Annotated in this window: 12 protein-coding genes; 10 read left to right on the forward strand and 2 right to left on the reverse strand. The window is 56.4% G+C overall.

Annotated features, from left to right (window positions below):
* Window positions 1-144 precede the first annotated feature (144 nt).
* From nhaA (ACN082_RS08030) to ACN082_RS08070, 9 genes are all read left to right on the forward strand, one after another.
* Complete coding sequence (nhaA, locus tag ACN082_RS08030; RefSeq protein WP_419100342.1) at window positions 145-1,494, forward strand: Na+/H+ antiporter NhaA; 1,350 nt, start codon at window positions 145-147, stop codon at window positions 1,492-1,494.
* Between the two features lie 187 nt (window positions 1,495-1,681).
* On the forward strand, window positions 1,682-3,043 hold the full coding sequence (gene nhaA / locus ACN082_RS08035; RefSeq protein ID WP_419100343.1) for a Na+/H+ antiporter NhaA: 1,362 nt from the start codon (window positions 1,682-1,684) through the stop codon (window positions 3,041-3,043).
* Between the two features lie 304 nt (window positions 3,044-3,347).
* Window positions 3,348-4,898: an alanine/glycine:cation symporter family protein gene (locus ACN082_RS08040; RefSeq protein WP_419100344.1), complete on the forward strand. Its 1,551-nt coding sequence runs from the start codon at window positions 3,348-3,350 to the stop codon at window positions 4,896-4,898.
* 255 nt (window positions 4,899-5,153) lie between these two features.
* A complete protein-coding gene (locus ACN082_RS08045; RefSeq protein WP_419100345.1) occupies window positions 5,154-6,656 on the forward strand; it encodes an APC family permease in 1,503 nt (500 codons plus the stop codon).
* Between the two features lie 227 nt (window positions 6,657-6,883).
* A complete protein-coding gene (locus tag ACN082_RS08050; RefSeq protein ID WP_419100346.1) occupies window positions 6,884-7,324 on the forward strand; it encodes a hypothetical protein in 441 nt (146 codons plus the stop codon).
* 30 nt (window positions 7,325-7,354) lie between these two features.
* Window positions 7,355-8,812 (forward strand): TIGR01777 family oxidoreductase, encoded by a 1,458-nt coding sequence (locus ACN082_RS08055; RefSeq protein WP_419100347.1) that lies wholly within the window; start codon window positions 7,355-7,357, stop codon window positions 8,810-8,812.
* 136 nt (window positions 8,813-8,948) lie between these two features.
* Window positions 8,949-11,378 carry a 5'-nucleotidase C-terminal domain-containing protein gene (locus ACN082_RS08060; protein WP_419100348.1) on the forward strand — a complete coding sequence of 810 codons (2,430 nt, stop codon included), beginning with the start codon at window positions 8,949-8,951 and terminating at the stop codon, window positions 11,376-11,378.
* 244 nt (window positions 11,379-11,622) lie between these two features.
* Entirely contained in the window at window positions 11,623-11,910 is a 288-nt protein-coding gene (locus ACN082_RS08065) for a PLDc N-terminal domain-containing protein (protein WP_419100349.1), read from the forward strand.
* A gap of 59 nt (window positions 11,911-11,969) precedes the next feature.
* A complete protein-coding gene (locus tag ACN082_RS08070) occupies window positions 11,970-13,034 on the forward strand; it encodes an NAD(P)-dependent alcohol dehydrogenase (protein ID WP_419100350.1) in 1,065 nt (354 codons plus the stop codon).
* 90 nt (window positions 13,035-13,124) lie between these two features.
* Here the strand turns inward: ACN082_RS08070 and ACN082_RS08075 are convergent, their stop codons facing one another.
* On the reverse strand, window positions 13,125-14,201 hold the full coding sequence (locus ACN082_RS08075; RefSeq protein ID WP_419100351.1) for an alkene reductase: 1,077 nt from the start codon (window positions 14,199-14,201) through the stop codon (window positions 13,125-13,127).
* Between the two features lie 178 nt (window positions 14,202-14,379).
* On the opposite strand from ACN082_RS08075, the gene ACN082_RS08080 reads away from it, so the two are divergent.
* On the forward strand, window positions 14,380-15,318 hold the full coding sequence (locus ACN082_RS08080) for a DUF808 domain-containing protein (protein ID WP_419100352.1): 939 nt from the start codon (window positions 14,380-14,382) through the stop codon (window positions 15,316-15,318).
* A gap of 306 nt (window positions 15,319-15,624) precedes the next feature.
* Here ACN082_RS08080 and ACN082_RS08085 read toward each other — a convergent pair.
* A partial coding sequence (locus tag ACN082_RS08085; RefSeq protein WP_419100353.1) for a hypothetical protein occupies window positions 15,625-15,992 on the reverse strand: 368 nt, incomplete at its 5' end.

The raw sequence follows: 15,992 nt of genomic DNA on the forward strand, positions 1-15,992 counted from the left end.
AAGGTGTGCCGGGAAGACTGGTCGGCTCGCTGACTCTCTCAACACCAGGCGAGCTCACAAGACGAAGCTGTCTATCGCTTCACTCCCCTTGGTAGGTAGAAATCAGCGGTGATATATCTGTCATCGACCCCAAAGGTTAGCCCTATGTCCTCAGAAAACACCGTCCTATCGCGCGGCTCCTACAGGGAGTCTCAGCGTGTCTCCGAGATTCTTTCCAAGGAATCTACCGGCGGCATCATTTTGCTGGTCGCAACTATTGCGGCCCTCATCTTTGCCAACTCAGCTGCCGCCGAACACTACTTTGGCCTGCGCGATACCTACCTGGGTGCCGACTTCTGGGGCCTGCACCTTAAGCTTTCCATCGGACACTGGGCCGCCGACGGCCTGCTAGCTGTCTTCTTCTTCCTAGTCGGCCTTGAACTCAAAAAAGAGTTTGTCGAAGGCGATTTACGCAACCCCGGCAAAGCCCTCGTCCCCATTGTGGCCGCAGCCGGCGGTGTCGCTCTACCCGCTATTATCTACACCGTTATTAACCTGCGAGGTAGCGATGAGGCAATCGGGGGCTGGGCTATCCCTGCGGCAACCGATATCGCCTTTGCAGTAGCCGTCCTCGCCGTTATCGGCTCACACCTGCCCAGCGCGCTGCGTACTTTCCTGCTCACACTGGCCGTAGTCGATGACCTCATTGCCATCACGATTATTGCCATCTTCTACACCAGCGACCTGCAAATCGGCTACCTGGCACTGTCCATCATTCCGATTGCCCTCTACGCCCTGATTGCTCGCAAGGGCGAAAAGCTCTTCCATCTCTCCCCTACCGCAAGCTGGCTAATCCTACTTCCCATCGGTTTCGTGACCTGGGTACTCTTCCTCAACTCTGGTATTCACGCCACCATCGCCGGCGTTATCCTAGCCTTTATGATTCCCGTGCGCCATAACAAGCGCACCAAGGCCGCCGATGCCGACCACGGCCTAGCCGAGGTCATGGAGCACCGTATCCGCCCCTTCTCCGCAGGCTTTTGTGTCCCCGTCTTTGCCTTCTTCTCAGCAGGTGTAGCTATCGGTGGTGTCCAGGGCTTTATGGACGCAGTCAGCGAACCCATTGCCTACGGCATCATTGCCGCCCTGATCTTAGGCAAGATGATCGGCATTACCGCCTCCACCTGGCTGGTGACCCGCCTACGCCATGCCAATCTGGATCCAGACATCGCCTGGATTGACGTTATAGGCGTTGCAACTCTGGCCGGGATCGGCTTTACCGTCTCCCTGCTTATTGCTGAGTTGTCCTTCGGCCTGGGCTCCCCCCACAACGATGCCGCCAAGGTTGCTATCTTGACCGCTTCCGTAGGTGCCGCCCTAGGTGGGGCAACCATCCTGTCACTCCGTAATAAGCATTACAAGCAGGTTGAAGTGAAGGAAAGCCTGGATGAAAACCAGGACGGCATCCCCGATGTCTTTAGCGATGACAGCGCCAGGGTTCAAGACTCCCAGTAACAAGAAGCCTGGCCCACCTCTTCATCGACCGCCCCCTCTCCACAAGACACAGGGGGCGGTTTTCAGTCCCTGGGATAATTCGTAGGCTTATTTTACAGTTCTGCACCTTAGCTACAGGCTGGAAACAGCCTTAGGGAGCATAATGGAAACTAAACCGACGAGAAACCCACCCGACAGAAGGAGAGGCATGTCCCAAACGCCTCAGACAGATCCTCTTTTTTCACGCGGATCCTACGCCGAAACAAGTCGCATCTCAGAGATCATACGCAAGGAGTCAGTGGGCGGGTTCATTCTGCTTGCCGCCACTGTTCTAGCTATCGTGCTGGCTAATACCCAAGCAGCCGACTTCTATGAAAGCATCCGCGATAGCCAAATCGGTCTAGCCATACCGGGCTTTAGCCACCTGATGATGAACGTCCATCTCTGGGCCGCAGACGGGCTACTCACCGTCTTCTTCTTCCTCACCGGCTTGGAGCTTAAAAGAGAGTTTGTGGTCGGTGATCTGCGTGATCCGGGTAAGGCCATTGTCCCCGTAGCCGCAGCCTTCGGTGGAGCCATGACTCCGGCTATCATCTACTTCGCTATCAATCACAACAGCCCAAGCGCAGTAAGTGGCTGGGCTATCCCCGCCGCTACCGATATCGCTTTTGCGGTAGCTGTCCTTGCAGGGGTAGGCACTTTTCTTCCTGCCGCCCTGCGCACCTTCTTGCTCACCCTAGCTGTCGTTGATGATCTCATTGCCATCGTTATTATCGCCCTCTTCTACACCAGCAATTTCCACCCCTGGTACCTTATTGCCTCAATTATTCCTATTGGCGCATATTTCTGGTTGACCCACAAGCACGAGAAACTTTTCCACCAAAAAGGGTGGGCGGCCTGGGTAATTCTGCTCCCCCTGGGTCTGATTACCTGGGCTCTCTTCCTAGAATCAGGCATCCACGCTACCATCGCAGGTGTCATCCTCGGTTTCTGCGTACCCGTGCGGATGACAGCTCAGGCCAATCAGGTAGATGCAGATTCCAGCCTGGCTGAAACCCTTGAACACCGCCTCCGCCCCCTATCCACCGGCATCTGTGTACCCCTCTTTGCCTTCTTCTCGGCTGGTGTCGCTATCGGCGGCTGGGAGGGGCTCACCACCGCACTAGCTGACTCTGTAGCTATCGGCATCATGCTAGGTCTTGTTCTTGGAAAGACCGTAGGCATTACAGGCACAGCCTGGTTAATTACCCGCTTCCGCGGCGCCAATCTTGACCCCGATATCAAATGGATTGATGTTGTAGGCCTAGCCGTCACCGGCGGTATCGGTTTTACAGTTTCTATGCTGGTAGCCGAGCTCTCCTTTAAAGAGGGGAGCATGCACACGGAAGACGCCAAAATTGGCATTATGATTGGTTCGCTTCTTGCTGCTGTTCTCGGAGCCATCATTCTTTCCATCCGCAATAAGAACTACAAGCTCATTGCGCAGAAAGAAAGCCTGGATGCCAACCACGACGGCATCCCCGATGTCTTCAGCGACAACACCGAGGCACCAGCGCCAAGCCCCAAGTAAGAATGAACCCCACCGACAGGGCCCAGGCCAATACCAAGGCTTAGCCTGTCGGTGGGGTTAAATTTTAGGGCTTCCGGCCCTGAGACAGCTGTGCCAAGCAGCGACCCGGCAACATCACACTTGCGGGTATTTTGCAGATTGGTGCACGACCTGTGAGAATTACCTGAGTATTCACCGCACCATACAGCAGGTGAAAGCCCGCTCCTGTTGCCCACCCGTGCCGCAACAGGTAGTCAACCACCAGGGACAGCTGCCAGCCCATACACATCAGAGCAGTTGTACCCTTTAACGATTTGGAGCACGCATGGATTTTCTGCTCGACGCAGTGAACTGGATTAATGAATCCACCGCTGGGGCCACAGATGCTATTACCTCAATTTCAGATTTTCTCTGGACCAACTTCCTAATGTACGCTCTGGTCCTTGCAGGTCTGGGCATTACCATCGCAACCCGTGGCGTTCAGTTCCGGTCCCTGGGTGAGATGTTCCGCACCCTCAAGGATCCGGCAGGCACCGAATACAACGGCAAGAAAAGCATCTCAGCCTTCCGCGCTTTCACCGTCTCCGCTGCCTCCCGAGTAGGTGTCGGTAACATCGTCGGTGTAGCCCTGGCTATCACCATGGGCGGCCCCGGTGCCGTCTTCTGGATGTGGGTCATCGCCTCTGTTGGCGCAGCTTCTGCTTTCGCAGAATCACTCCTAGGTCAGCTGTACAAACGTAAGGGTGAGGACTCCTATATCGGTGGCCCTGCCTACTACATGGCTCGCGGCCTGAACGCCCGCTGGCTCGGCCTGATCTTTGTTGCTTTCATTGTTATCACCTACGCTTTCGTCTTTGTTGCCGTTCAGACCAACGCGATTGTCGGTGCCGTAGCGGGCTCTTTTAACGTTGATATTGCTGAAACCAACGGTATGGGCTTCCGTATCGCGATTGGTGCAGTGATCGCCCTGCTCTCTGCTTTCATCATCTTCGGCGGTATCCGCGCCATCTCATCGGTCACCGAAATTCTCGTGCCCTTCATGGCCGTGCTCTACCTGGTGCTGGGTCTGATTGTAGTTGTGCTCAACATTGGTGCCGTACCCGATGTTATTGCTGAAATCATTACCGGTGCCTTTGGTATCCGTGAATTTGTCACCGGCAGCGTCATCGGTGTGATTACCCAGGGCATGCGCCGAGGCCTACTCTCCAACGAAGCAGGTATGGGTACAGCCCCCAATGCCGGCGCAACCGCCTCTGTTTCCCACCCCGCTAAGCAGGGCTTTGTTCAGTCTCTGGGTGTCTACTTCGATACCGTTCTGGTCTGCTCGGTGACCGCCTTTATCGTACTGGTTGCGGGCAATGTTCCCTACGGGGACCGTAGCCAGGCAGGTACCCTCACTCAGACCGCGCTCTCCACCCACCTGGGGGGCTGGGCCGTTCACTTCCTGACTGTGGCTATCGCTCTCTTCGCTTTCTCATCAATTATCGGTAACTACTACTACGGTGAGTCCAACATCCGTTTTGTGACTGAGAAGCACCTGCCCATGAATATCTTCCGTGTGATTGTCATCGGCTTCGTCTTCTTCGGTGCCATTGCATCACTGGATCTGCTCTGGAACCTAGCTGACCTACTCAACGGCGGCATGGTCATTGTCAACCTAACCGCTGTCTGCCTGCTCATGCCCAACGTCATGAAGCTACTTCGCAACTATGAGGCTCAGCGCAAGGCCGGTCTGGAACCTGTCTTCCAAGCCAGTGATCTGCCCGAGATCAAGAACCTGGATGCCTGGGATGGCACAGACCAGCTGACCCAGCGTAGCTACTGGGAAAACTACGACCGTCTACAGCTTGAAAAGCAAGCGGCAAGGCGCAAGTAGACAGGCTATACCCTGTAGTGGTTAGAGCCACGACAAAGGACCGGCAGATCAGAGACAAGAGCATAAAGTGCACCCTCTGATTGAGCCGGTCCTTTCGTCTTTAAGGTAATTGAGTCCTATACTGAGACTTTGTTTATTCTTATCTACCGTCTGAAGGCCCCACCCAGCTATCCACCTGCACGTCACCTCCCCTGAGCTGCGGGGTGTAGAGGCTGTTGGTGAGTGCCTCCCTGCAGAGGATGATCTTTAGCGATAATGACCAAAGACTTTCACCATAAAGGCCTTGCCGAGGGGCGCTTGGGGCTGGCTTCTTCAACCGTCATCGGGGTAGCCTCGACCGCCCCCATGTACTCACTGGCCGCATCTGTTGGCTTCATCGTGGTAGCTGTTGGCTACCAGGCCCCTATCGCCCTTGTCTTGGGCTTTATCCCCATGCTGATTACAGCGCTGTCCTACAAGGAACTCAACGAAGCTGTCCCCGACTCCGGGACCATATTTACCTGGGGAACAAAAACCTTTGGCCCCAAGGTTGGATGGATTTCCGGCTGGGGGGTTATTGTTGCTGGTGTCATAGCTATGGCTAATCAGACCCAGATTGCAGCTATCTACCTCTGGCTTTTTTTGGGGCGGGAAGATTTTGCCCACAATAAGCACATAGTGGTGCTCACCGGTGTTTTGGTCATCGCTCTAACCACCTGGATTTCCTACCGCAATATCGAAGCGGGTTCGCTGACCCAGTGGCTCCTCGTGGGAATCCAGTATCTTGCTATTGCTCTGCTCGCCCTGGGTGTTTTTAAGGCGCTAGCCTCCGGGGCCACGAGCGGGTATGAGTTTGAGATGAGCTGGTTCAACCCCTTTGAATCCAGCTTTAGCAGTATGGTGCAGGCGGTGCTCATCTCAATCTTCATCTACTGGGGCTGGGACACCTGCCTAGCTATTAGCGAAGAAACCAAAGACCCCCACCGCACACCCGGCCGCGCAGCAGTGCTCTCCAGCTCTATTCTGGTGGTCACCTACGTCTTTGTAACCGTCGTGGCCTTAATGTACGCGGGTGCGGGATCCGAAGGGATTGGCCTCGCTAACCCAGATAACTCCGATGATGTCTTTACCCCCTTCAAGGATGCCGCTCTCGGGTCCTGGGGTTGGGTTATTATCCTGGCGGTTGCGGTTTCTGCGCTGGCTACCTGTCAGACCACTATCCTGCCCTCTTCTCGGGGTGTTTTTGCTATGGCTGTCTACCGGTCTGTACCCAAAAAGTTTGGCGATGTGCACCCCAAGTTTAAGACGCCCAAGACTGCCACCATCTATATGGGTGTCTGCTCCGCGGTCTTCTATACGGGAATGACCTACATCAGTGAGAACATGCTGGCTGACACCATCGAAGCTGCCAGCGTAGCGGTAGCTGTTTACTATGCGGTCTCATCTTTTGCCTGTATTCGGTATTACCGTGGCAGTATCTTTACAAGCGCCCGTAACGTAGTGTTCCGCCTGATTATCCCACTAGCTGGCGGGCTCATGATGACCTGTATTCTGGCTGTCTCACTTTTCAATATGGCCGACCCCGACTACGGTTACACCAAGATGCTGGGGACCAGCGGGGTCTTTATTACTGCCGTGGCCTCTTTCGCTATTGGTTTTGCGCTCATGGTTGCTCTCATGAGGCGGGATGAGTTTAAGCCTTTCTTCAGGGGGGAGACCCTGAACATGAATACCGGTGTGAAGGTGCCTGAGTCTGTTGATTTGGATGAGGTGCTCTAGGCCGGTAACTCTAGCGCTGGTTTCACCCAGATAAGCCCTGTCTGTCTTTTCACAAGATGCCAAGAGCAGGTGTATTTGCCAAGTTTTTGGCCATCTCATCAGGCTTAAGTACTTATTTTTCCTTGCCATGGTGAAATAAGGCGCTACTAGCACCTCTGCTGGGTGGCTCCTAGGTGCGGTGCGGGTACAGTTGAAGACATAAGACAAACCCGCCCAGAAGGAGAACCGTGGCTATCGACCCAAACAATACCCAGATTAAAGAAACTGCTTTCGCACTGGCCCGTAAGTTTGGCTGGGCTTTAGAGTACAACGGTGGCTTAGAACTGGACGGCGAATTCCTTGACGATGCTGACCTGTCCATTGAGCGGCCAGAGGACGGCACCCAGGTGGAGTACGTCCTCAATATCAGCTATGCAGATAGCACGGCCTACGGATTTACCCTCACCCGCGAAGCTGCGAGCGCCCCTCAGGCACCTAGTTTTGGGGCAAGTTTTAGCAAAGAAGCAAGGAGCACCCTGGGGCAGTCTCATAGTTTTGCTATGGGTTCATTTGCCACCGATGGCCTACCGAGTGAGAACGCGATCACTCTGGCTGAGAAGTATTACATCACCACTTTGGCTGACCTGATTGAAGAGGTTGAGGCCAAGCTGAGAGCGCTAGCTCTCTAAAGACATCTATTGACCATTTTAGGAGTCCTCATGACCGGCAATTTTAGCTATACCTCAACCTATCCCTTTGATCTTGAGACGGTGCGTACCTGGTTTCATCGCCCGGGCGCGCTGACCCGAGCAACCCCTCACTGGGCTGGTCAGGTGCAGCAGGAAGGTAACCCTCAGGCCCCGGGGAGCATAGCGCGTACTAGCGTTGCGCTACCACTGACCTATGGCCTGCTTACCCTTCCCTGGCAGGCCCGCCATACAGCTGCTGAAGCCAACTCTTTTACAGATGAGATGGCTCGCGGGCCTTTTACTCGGTGGGAGCATACTCATAGTTTCTCCGCAGGTCATGAGCGCACCTTGGTTCGTGACGCGGTTGAGTTCCGGGTTCTGCCCGACTACAGCCTTGCTGGTTCAGACGGTAGTAACCGAGTGCTCACGGGCGCGGACTCGGCACTTCAGGCTATCTTGGGCGGGGGCGAGAAGATCACCGGACCTGCTATCGAGCGTCAGCTAGAGCGTGTCTTTACCGCCCGCGAGCGCCGTATCACCGCCGACCTAAGCTTTCAGCAGCGCTATGCCAGGGAGCCGATGACCGTGGTGGTAGCTGGGGCCTCCGGCACGGTAGGCAAGCAGGTAACAGCCCTGCTGACCGGCGGTGGGCACACCGTCCGCACGCTGGTGCGCGGTAACGTAACCAGCGAGAACGAGTTTGCTTGGGATCCCGAGAGCGGGCAGATTGATGAGGCTGTTTTTGAGGGTGCCGATGCGCTGATTCATTTGGGCGGTGTCAGTATTAGCCAGCGCTTCACGGCGCAGAATAAAAAAGCGATTCTTCAGTCACGGGTAGGCTCTACAACGGTGCTGGCGCAGACTCTTGCTCGGCTGGCCGCTGAGGGCAGGGGGCCGCGTGTCTTTGTGTGTGCGTCGGCTGTCGGTTTTTACGGTTTGGGCAGGGGTGATGAGCTACTGACTGAGGATATGCCAGCTGGGAACGGCTTCCTGGCCGAGGTATGTCAGCAGTGGGAGGCTGCCTGCCAACCCGCCCGGGATGCCGGGGTGCGCGTGGTCAATGTGCGCACAGGCCTGGTGCAGTCGGTATTGGGCGGTATGCTACGCCTCCAGCTACCTCTCTTTGCAACCGGGACGGGTGGCTGGGTTGGGAACGGTCAGCAGGTGCAGAGCTGGATCAGCCTAGATGACATTGCCGGTATCTATGTGCACGCGGTGATGACCGAGTCGCTCAGGGGGCCGGTCAATGCGGTCGCTCCAGACCCTGTTACGGCCCGGGAGCTTGCTAAGACAGTGGGTGCGGCACTCAAACGCCCGGTTTTCCTGCCTGTCCCAAAGTTCGGCCCAGCCTTACTCTTGGGAGCCGAGGGCGCACAGGAGCTTGCCCTAGCAAGCCAGAACGCTAGCGCAGAAAAGCTCCTGGCGAGTGGCTATGTGTTTTTTGAGCCAGAGCTCCGCACGGCGCTTGAGCACGAACTGGCTTCCTAGTTTCCCCCAAGAAGTCCATAGACCGCCTGCCGGCAATGGCATTTCATCTAAAAGTCACTGCCTTCTGCCGGGCTTGTGCGCCACTTCGGGCTATCCTGTTGTGTAGCACACTCCCAAAAACACACGAAAGATAAGCATGGCTTCCTCTCTGTCACGCCGCCTTGCCGGTATTACCGCAACCGGTGCCACTGTTCTTGCCCTGGTTGTAGCTCCCCTACCGGGTGCTGGTGCCGCAGATTCAACAACTCTCACCCTGCTCAACATCAACGACTTTCACGGCCGTGTATCTACTAGCATCGCTATGGGCCTTGCTAACACGGTTCAGGCTGAGCGGTCGAAAGCGCACGGGGGTTCACTCCTGCTCGCCGCTGGTGATAACGTGGGTGCCTCCCTCTATGTTTCGAGCGTACAAAAGGATCAGCCCACCCTGGAGTACCTCAATGCCCTCGGCCTCAGAGCCAGCGCTGTAGGTAACCACGAGTTCGATGCCGGCGCTCAGGATCTCTTCAACCGCATTATCCCCGCCGCATCTTTTTCTTACCTGGGCGCTAACGTCCTCAAGACGGACGGCTCCCCTGCCCTGGAACCCTATTACATCACCGAGGTCAACGGCACCTCTGTTGCTGTGATTGGTGCAGTCACTACCGAGACCCCTCAGCTGACTGACCCGTCCCAGCTTGCCTCTCTACAGTTCACCGACCCGGTTGCGGCGGTCAATAAATACGCCGCCCAGCTCTCTGACGGGGACCCCTCCAACGGTGAGGCCCAAGTCATTGTTGCCGAGTACCATGAGGGTGTCAATACTGCTGATCCTGCCGGTGATGCCATTATCAACCAGACCAGCGCAAATGTTGATGTTATCTTCACAGGCCATACGCACCAGGAGTACGTGATTGACGGCGCTGTTCCCGGGCAGCCGGGCAAGACTCGCCCCGTGGTCCAGACCGGTAACTATGGCGATAACCTGGGTAAGGTTGTCCTGAGGTTAAATGATGCAGGTGAGGTAACAGCCTATTCTTCTGAGCTGGTCAAACGTATGGATGCGCCCACTGCCGATCAGATTGCCGCTGATCCGGTACTGGCCCAGGTTAACACTATTGTCAGCCAAGCTAATTCTTATGCAACTGAGCAAGGCTCAGTCCTTGCTGGGCAGGTTGGCGCCCCTATTACCACTGGCTTCGATGCTGGCAAGGAGGCGCGGGGTGGGTTCGATATGCGCAACTACGAATCCACTATGGGTCACCTGGTTGCCGATATGTACCTGGCAGCCGCGAACTCAACCGGTCGCACACCCGCCGATATCGGCATTGTCAACCCCGGCGGCTTGCGCGATGAGCTACCCGGTGGCCTGCGCACCAGCCTGGGTCTGGCCGCTAACCAGAACGTGCGGGTCATGGATATCGTCAATGTCACCCCCTTCGCTAACAACCTGTGGACCACCGAATTGACCGGCCAACAGCTTAAGGCTGTGCTGGAAGAGCAGTGGCAGCAGAACGCCGCAGGCGAGATGGCTAACCGCCCCTACCTGCAGCTAGGTTTCTCGTCCAACGTCACCTACACCTACACCGGGTCTACCGATGCAGCCGGGTACGCAACTCGCGGCTCAAATATCCTCGATGTGTATGTGAACGGTAAGAAGGTAGAAGATACCGATACCTTTACCGTCGCTATCCCCAGCTTCCTGCTCGGTGGCGGCGATAACTTCAGTACTTTTACCCAGGGCACCAACCCCAAGGATACGGCACTGGTGGATTCTGATGCCTTCGTGAATTATTTCAAGGCAAACGGAACCGTGAACCCCAACTATGCCAAGCAGGCTGTTAAGGTCCAGGATCTGGCAGCCGGCTACGACGTCAATGGCCAGCTCACGTTCTCGCTGGCTGACCTGAATGTACGGAGCTTCGGCGTCCCTGCACTGACCGAACTTAAGGTCACCATTGATGGTATTGAGGTCGGCACCGTTGAGGTAGCCACAGACGGCACCGCAACTGTAGCTCTAGATTTGGCGGGTCAGGGCATTAGCGCCGGGCAGCATGAGATTGAACTGGCCGATCCCAGCGATGTCACAGGCACCCTTGTTCGCCTGAGCGCCAAGTTCACAGGCTCCTCCGCTGAGCCCCCTGCACCGGTTGAGCCCCCTCAGCCTACTCCCACCGCTGATCCCACAGACCAGCCGGCTCCTAGCCCCAGTCAAGGGGCAGTAACCCCGGCTCCGAAGACAAGCAGCGCCCCGGCACCCACCACTCCTGAAACCCCTTTTACCTACGAGAACTGTGCCGCTGTCTGGGATAAGCTAGGTCGCCCCATTGGCTCCGACGAAGCCGGTTTCCACAAGGGATTGGACGCCGATGGTGACCAGCTCGGGTGCGAGCTGAACCCCAACTACACCAATAGGGCAGAGGACGGTAGCGCGGTGAAGGCCTCATCTGGCGCTACTAAATCAAGCTCTGCTTCGTCAAACCGCCTGGCTAACACCGGCTTTACCGCCAGCCTGATTGCCGCCGCTGGCGGCCTGGCTCTGCTAGCTGGTGTAGCTGTTCTTCGGGCAGGTCGCCGCAAGGCATAGAGGCTTGTTCATCAGGGGTAGGTAAGGCAGGCTCAGGCTCGTTGCTGGCCCTCTCACCTGGTTCGCTAGCGTTCACAAGGTGATTCACGCCAGCCCCGGAGCCAGCAACTTCGATGTGATCCTGGAGCACATTAGGAATAGGCCCCTTGCCAAGGCCCTCTGAGGTAAACCCTTAGCGGGTGCCCTCTCCCCAGCGGAGCAGGCACCCGCGCTTTCTTTAAGCCCGGTAGTTACAATGGTGGGTATGCCTCACCCCACCGTGACCCTTCTTGCCACAGAAACCAGCTCCACCGTCAGTGTTTTCGGCTGGTTCTTCTACCCCATTCTTTTTCTGTCTTTAGGTTTGGCCCTGTATTGTGTGTTCACTATTCACCGCCAGAGCCACCTGACCGAGATACAGAAGCTCAAGTGGGTTCTCTTCACCCTTTTCCTACCCCTGGTGGGTCCGCTGTCCTACTGGTTGCGGTTGCGGGCCGACCGGCAGCAGCTCTTGGCAGCACCTCGTCACTCTGAGGGTGAACCCGAGGCCTAAAAGTCTCGAGCAGGGCGTAGAGTTAGAGCTACCCTGGCAGATTCACACAAAGGAAAGTTATGCCCTATACCGTCAAAGCCCTGCAAAAATTTGGCCCCGACCAGCCTTTTAAGGTCACTGAGCTTGAGCGCCGGGACCCCCGTGAAGATGATGTTGTCATCAAGATTGAGGCAACAGGTATCTGCCACTCCGATATTCACACGATTCATAACGAGTGGGGTGAAGCCCATTTCCCCCTGGCTGTGGGGCATGAGATTGCCGGCACCGTTGAGGCGGTAGGCTCGGCTGTTACCAGGTTCAAGGTAGGCGACCGCGTAGGTGTGGGGTGTCTGGTCAATTCCTGCGGTGAGTGCGAGCAGTGCACCGCCGGGTTTGAGAACAACTGCCTGAACGGGGCCGTGGGAACCTACAATTCCAAGGATGTTGACGGCTCTATCACCCAGGGTGGTTATTCCCAGAAGATCACCGTCAATGAGCGGTTTGTGCTGAATATTCCCGATGCTCTTGAGTTCGATGTGGCCGCTCCCCTGCTGTGCGCTGGCATCACCACCTTCTCGCCCCTGGCCCGCTGGGGCCTTAAGCCCGGCGCTAAGGTCGCTATTCTGGGCCTGGGGGGCCTGGGGCATATGGGTGTGCAGATTGCTGCCGCCATGGGTGCTGAGGTAACGGTTCTCTCCCGCAATCTGAAGAAGGCTGAGGCCGCCGCCGCGCTGGGCGCTTCCCGTACCCTGGCAACCAGCGAGGAAGGTTTCTTTGAGGAGCACCGCGGGGAGTTTGACCTGATCCTCAACACTATTTCTGCCCCCATTGATTTGGATTCCTACCTGGGCTTACTTAAGCCCCGTGGCATTATGAGCGTGGTGGGCCTGCCGCCGGAGGCTCTCTCCCTCCACATGAACCGTCTGATTGGCGGCGGCAAGGTACTGACCGGCAACAATATCGGCGGTATTCCCGAGACTCAGCAGATGCTGGATTTCTGCGCCGAGCACGGTATTGCCGCTGTGATTGAGAAGGTCGGTGTCGATCAGGTCGATGAGGCCTACGAACGTGTCGCCGCGGGCGATGTCCAGTTTCGCGTAGTCATTGATACGGCAACCTTTGAGAAGGCAGAAGTCAGCGCCTAGCACGTCTGCTCAGATCTCATGAGCCGCCCTCTTTCCCCTTGATATCAAGGGGAAAGAGGGCGGCTCTTTTATATGCCTGAATAGTTATATTTACGAGCCGGCAAAGGGGTAGTCGGTGTAGCCCTGAGCGCCGGGGGTGTAGAAAGTTGCCATGTCGGGAGCAGTGAGTTCTAGGTTTGCCTGCCAGCGGCGTACCAGGTCCGGGTTGGAAATGAGCAGGCGGCCAACTACTGCGGCATCCGCTAGGTTACCCTCAACGATACGCTCTGCCTCGGCACGGTCGGTTACCTCAGCGAACCCGCTGTTGAGCAGGGTGAAGCCACCGAAGGCCTGGCGCAGGTGGGCAACAAAGTCCCCCTCAATATCTGCGTGCAGGATTGAGAGGTAGGCCAGGTCCAGGTCGCTGATTCCCGCCAGGAGAGCGTCGTAGGTTGCTAGAGTCTCGGCGCGGTTATCTTCAATGTTGCCTTGGACGTTGTGCTCGGGTGAGATACGCAGGGCGGTGCGGTCGGCACCAATAGCATCAGCAACGGCGCGGACCACCTCAATAACCAGACGGGCACGATTTTCGGGTGAACCACCGTAGGAGTCAGTGCGCTGGTTGGCTGAGGGGGCAAGGAACTCGTGTAGGAGGTAGCCGTTGGCACCGTGAATTTCTACGCCGTCCATACCGGCTTCAATAGTGTTGCGGGCAGCTGTCACGAACTCTTCCACAATGCGGGGCAGTTCATCTGAGTCAAGGGCGCGTGGGGTGGGTACGTCTTCGCGGCCGTTAGCACCGTGCAGGGTAACGCCGGGGGCAATGGCACTGGGCGCTTCAGCCTGTTCACCCTTGTTGATGGTGGGCAGGGTTAGGCGACCACCGTGCATAATCTGCATGACGATGGTACCACCGGCGGAATGTACGGAGTCAGCTACACGGCGCCAGCCAGCGATCTGGTCCTGGGTGTGGATACCGGGTTGGCCGAGGAAGGCCTGACCAACGTGGCTGGTGCGGGTGCCTTCAGTGACGATGAGGCCAGCACTGGCTCGCTGGGTGTAGTACTCTACGTGTAGGTCGCTGGGCACCCCGTCTAGTCCCGCGCGGGAGCGGGTGAGGGCGGCCATGGTGATGCGGTTCTTGAGGGTAAGTGAGCCAGCCTGTGCTGGTTCAAAGAGGGTGGTCAATGGGGTGCCTTTCGTGAGTCTAATGTACGCAGTGCATAACTGTTTTCATGCCACGCTTATTCCCTCAGAGCTGGCATAAGATACCCCGGGAGCGAAAATGTGCCCAGGGCCCTAGTGGGTTCTCGCAGGTGGGGCACTATTCTTAGAGGCAGATATTCACTTTTTCCAAGGAGTTACTATGGCCGGTGGTTTAGCCGCTTTACTTGATGATGTTGCCGCTCTGGCTAAGCTGGCGGCAGCTAGCACCGATGATATTGTGGCAGCTACCGGTCGAGCCAGCATTAAGGCTGCTGGCGTGGTGGTTGATGATGCGGCAGTAACACCTCAGTATGTGCAGGGTGTTGAGCCTAAACGTGAGCTACCGATTATTCGGAAGATCGCGGTGGGTTCACTGCGGAATAAGCTGATTTTTATTCTGCCAGCGGCTCTTGTACTCAGCCAGTACCTGCCCTGGGCCCTCACTCCCTTACTCATGATCGGCGGTACCTACCTGTGCTTTGAGGGCGCTGAGAAGGTTATTGAGTTACTTTCCCCGAAGGAAGACATAGAGGCTGAGGCTCCAGTCCTCCTTGCAGGCCCGGAGGCCGAGAAGAAGGTTGTTTCCGGCGCGGTACGCACCGACTTTATTTTGAGCGCGGAAATCATGGTGATTGCGCTCAATGAGGTTGCTAGTGAGGGTTTCTGGTCGCGGGCTATTATTCTGGCGATCGTTGGTGTCGCTATCACCGTAGCGGTTTATGGTGCGGTGGGCCTGCTGGTCAAGATGGACGATATCGGCCTGCATATGGCTCAGAGCAAGTCTGCTGGTGCCCAGAAGTTTGGCCTGGGCTTGGTCAAGGCCATGCCGGTCCTGATGAACATCATTTCTATTGTTGGTACTTTCGCTATGCTGTGGGTGGGTGGCCACATTATTCTGGTTGGCCTGGATGAGCTGGGCTGGCATGCTCCTTACGGCTTTGTTCACCACCTGGAGCACTATGGCACCCTGGTTCCTGCTTTGAGCGGTGCGCTGACCTGGTGCATTAATACTTTCTGCTCCATGGTTTTGGGTACGATTTGGGGCGGTTTCATTGCCCTGGTTATGCACTTCCTGCCGATAGGTAAGAAGCACCACTAGCCTGCTGAGGCATACCGAGGGTAGGTTACTCTCCCTTTCCGATGCTTTGCGGCCCCGCACACTTCACACAGAAGGTGCGGGGCCGCGGTGTATCTAAAAGCTAGGTCATCAGGCAGCACAGCGGTGGTTCAGGCTGGTAGAAGGGCGGGCCCAAGAAAACACTCTCAAACCCAGGTACACAACCCCTCAACAAAGACCCCCAACGAACCATCTGCCCATCAGCTCACAGACACCCCCACCAAAACACCCAAGAAACAGAAAAGACACAGCCACCCCCGGACTACAAACAACAACGCCCCAAACCAACTACTTCGACAAAACACACGCCGTCTGAACCTGGATAATCTCAGCGTGCTCCCCCGCACTATAACGAACCTCAGTACCAGCATCCGTCACAAACCTAATCTCAGCACCAGCACTCACCGGCCCCACACTCAAAACCTCATGCCCCTGAGACTCCCACAAATCACGCATCCCCTGCACCTTCTGCTTGTATTCCTCCTTCGAATTACGCTGAGAAGTATCCCTCACCGAAGCAGACAACATATACAAAGACGTCCCATCAACATCATTCGAACACGACCTCATAGCGCTAAAACCACGACCCCGAGCCTCCTCCACGCTATACGGATCCCCACCCTCATACACAAAATGAGCAGGATCAGTACCCGTAA

It is taken from the genome of Rothia sp. CCM 9417, from assembly GCF_048513575.1.
Classification (GTDB): domain Bacteria; phylum Actinomycetota; class Actinomycetes; order Actinomycetales; family Micrococcaceae; genus Rothia.

Bases quoted from the DNA above. Each gene is read 5' to 3' on its own strand.
- ACN082_RS08060 (WP_419100348.1), top strand. From the start codon at position 8,949: ATGGCTTCCTCTCTGTCACGCCGCCTTGCCGGTATTACCGCAACCGGT.
- ACN082_RS08040 (WP_419100344.1), top strand. From the start codon at position 3,348: ATGGATTTTCTGCTCGACGCAGTGAACTGGATTAATGAATCCACCGCT.
- nhaA (WP_419100343.1), top strand. From the start codon at position 1,682: ATGTCCCAAACGCCTCAGACAGATCCTCTTTTTTCACGCGGATCCTAC.
- ACN082_RS08080 (WP_419100352.1), top strand. From the start codon at position 14,380: ATGGCCGGTGGTTTAGCCGCTTTACTTGATGATGTTGCCGCTCTGGCT.
- nhaA (WP_419100342.1), top strand. From the start codon at position 145: ATGTCCTCAGAAAACACCGTCCTATCGCGCGGCTCCTACAGGGAGTCT.
- ACN082_RS08055 (WP_419100347.1), top strand. From the start codon at position 7,355: ATGACCGGCAATTTTAGCTATACCTCAACCTATCCCTTTGATCTTGAG.
- ACN082_RS08065 (WP_419100349.1), top strand. From the start codon at position 11,623: ATGCCTCACCCCACCGTGACCCTTCTTGCCACAGAAACCAGCTCCACC.
- ACN082_RS08070 (WP_419100350.1), top strand. From the start codon at position 11,970: ATGCCCTATACCGTCAAAGCCCTGCAAAAATTTGGCCCCGACCAGCCT.
- ACN082_RS08045 (WP_419100345.1), top strand. From the start codon at position 5,154: ATGACCAAAGACTTTCACCATAAAGGCCTTGCCGAGGGGCGCTTGGGG.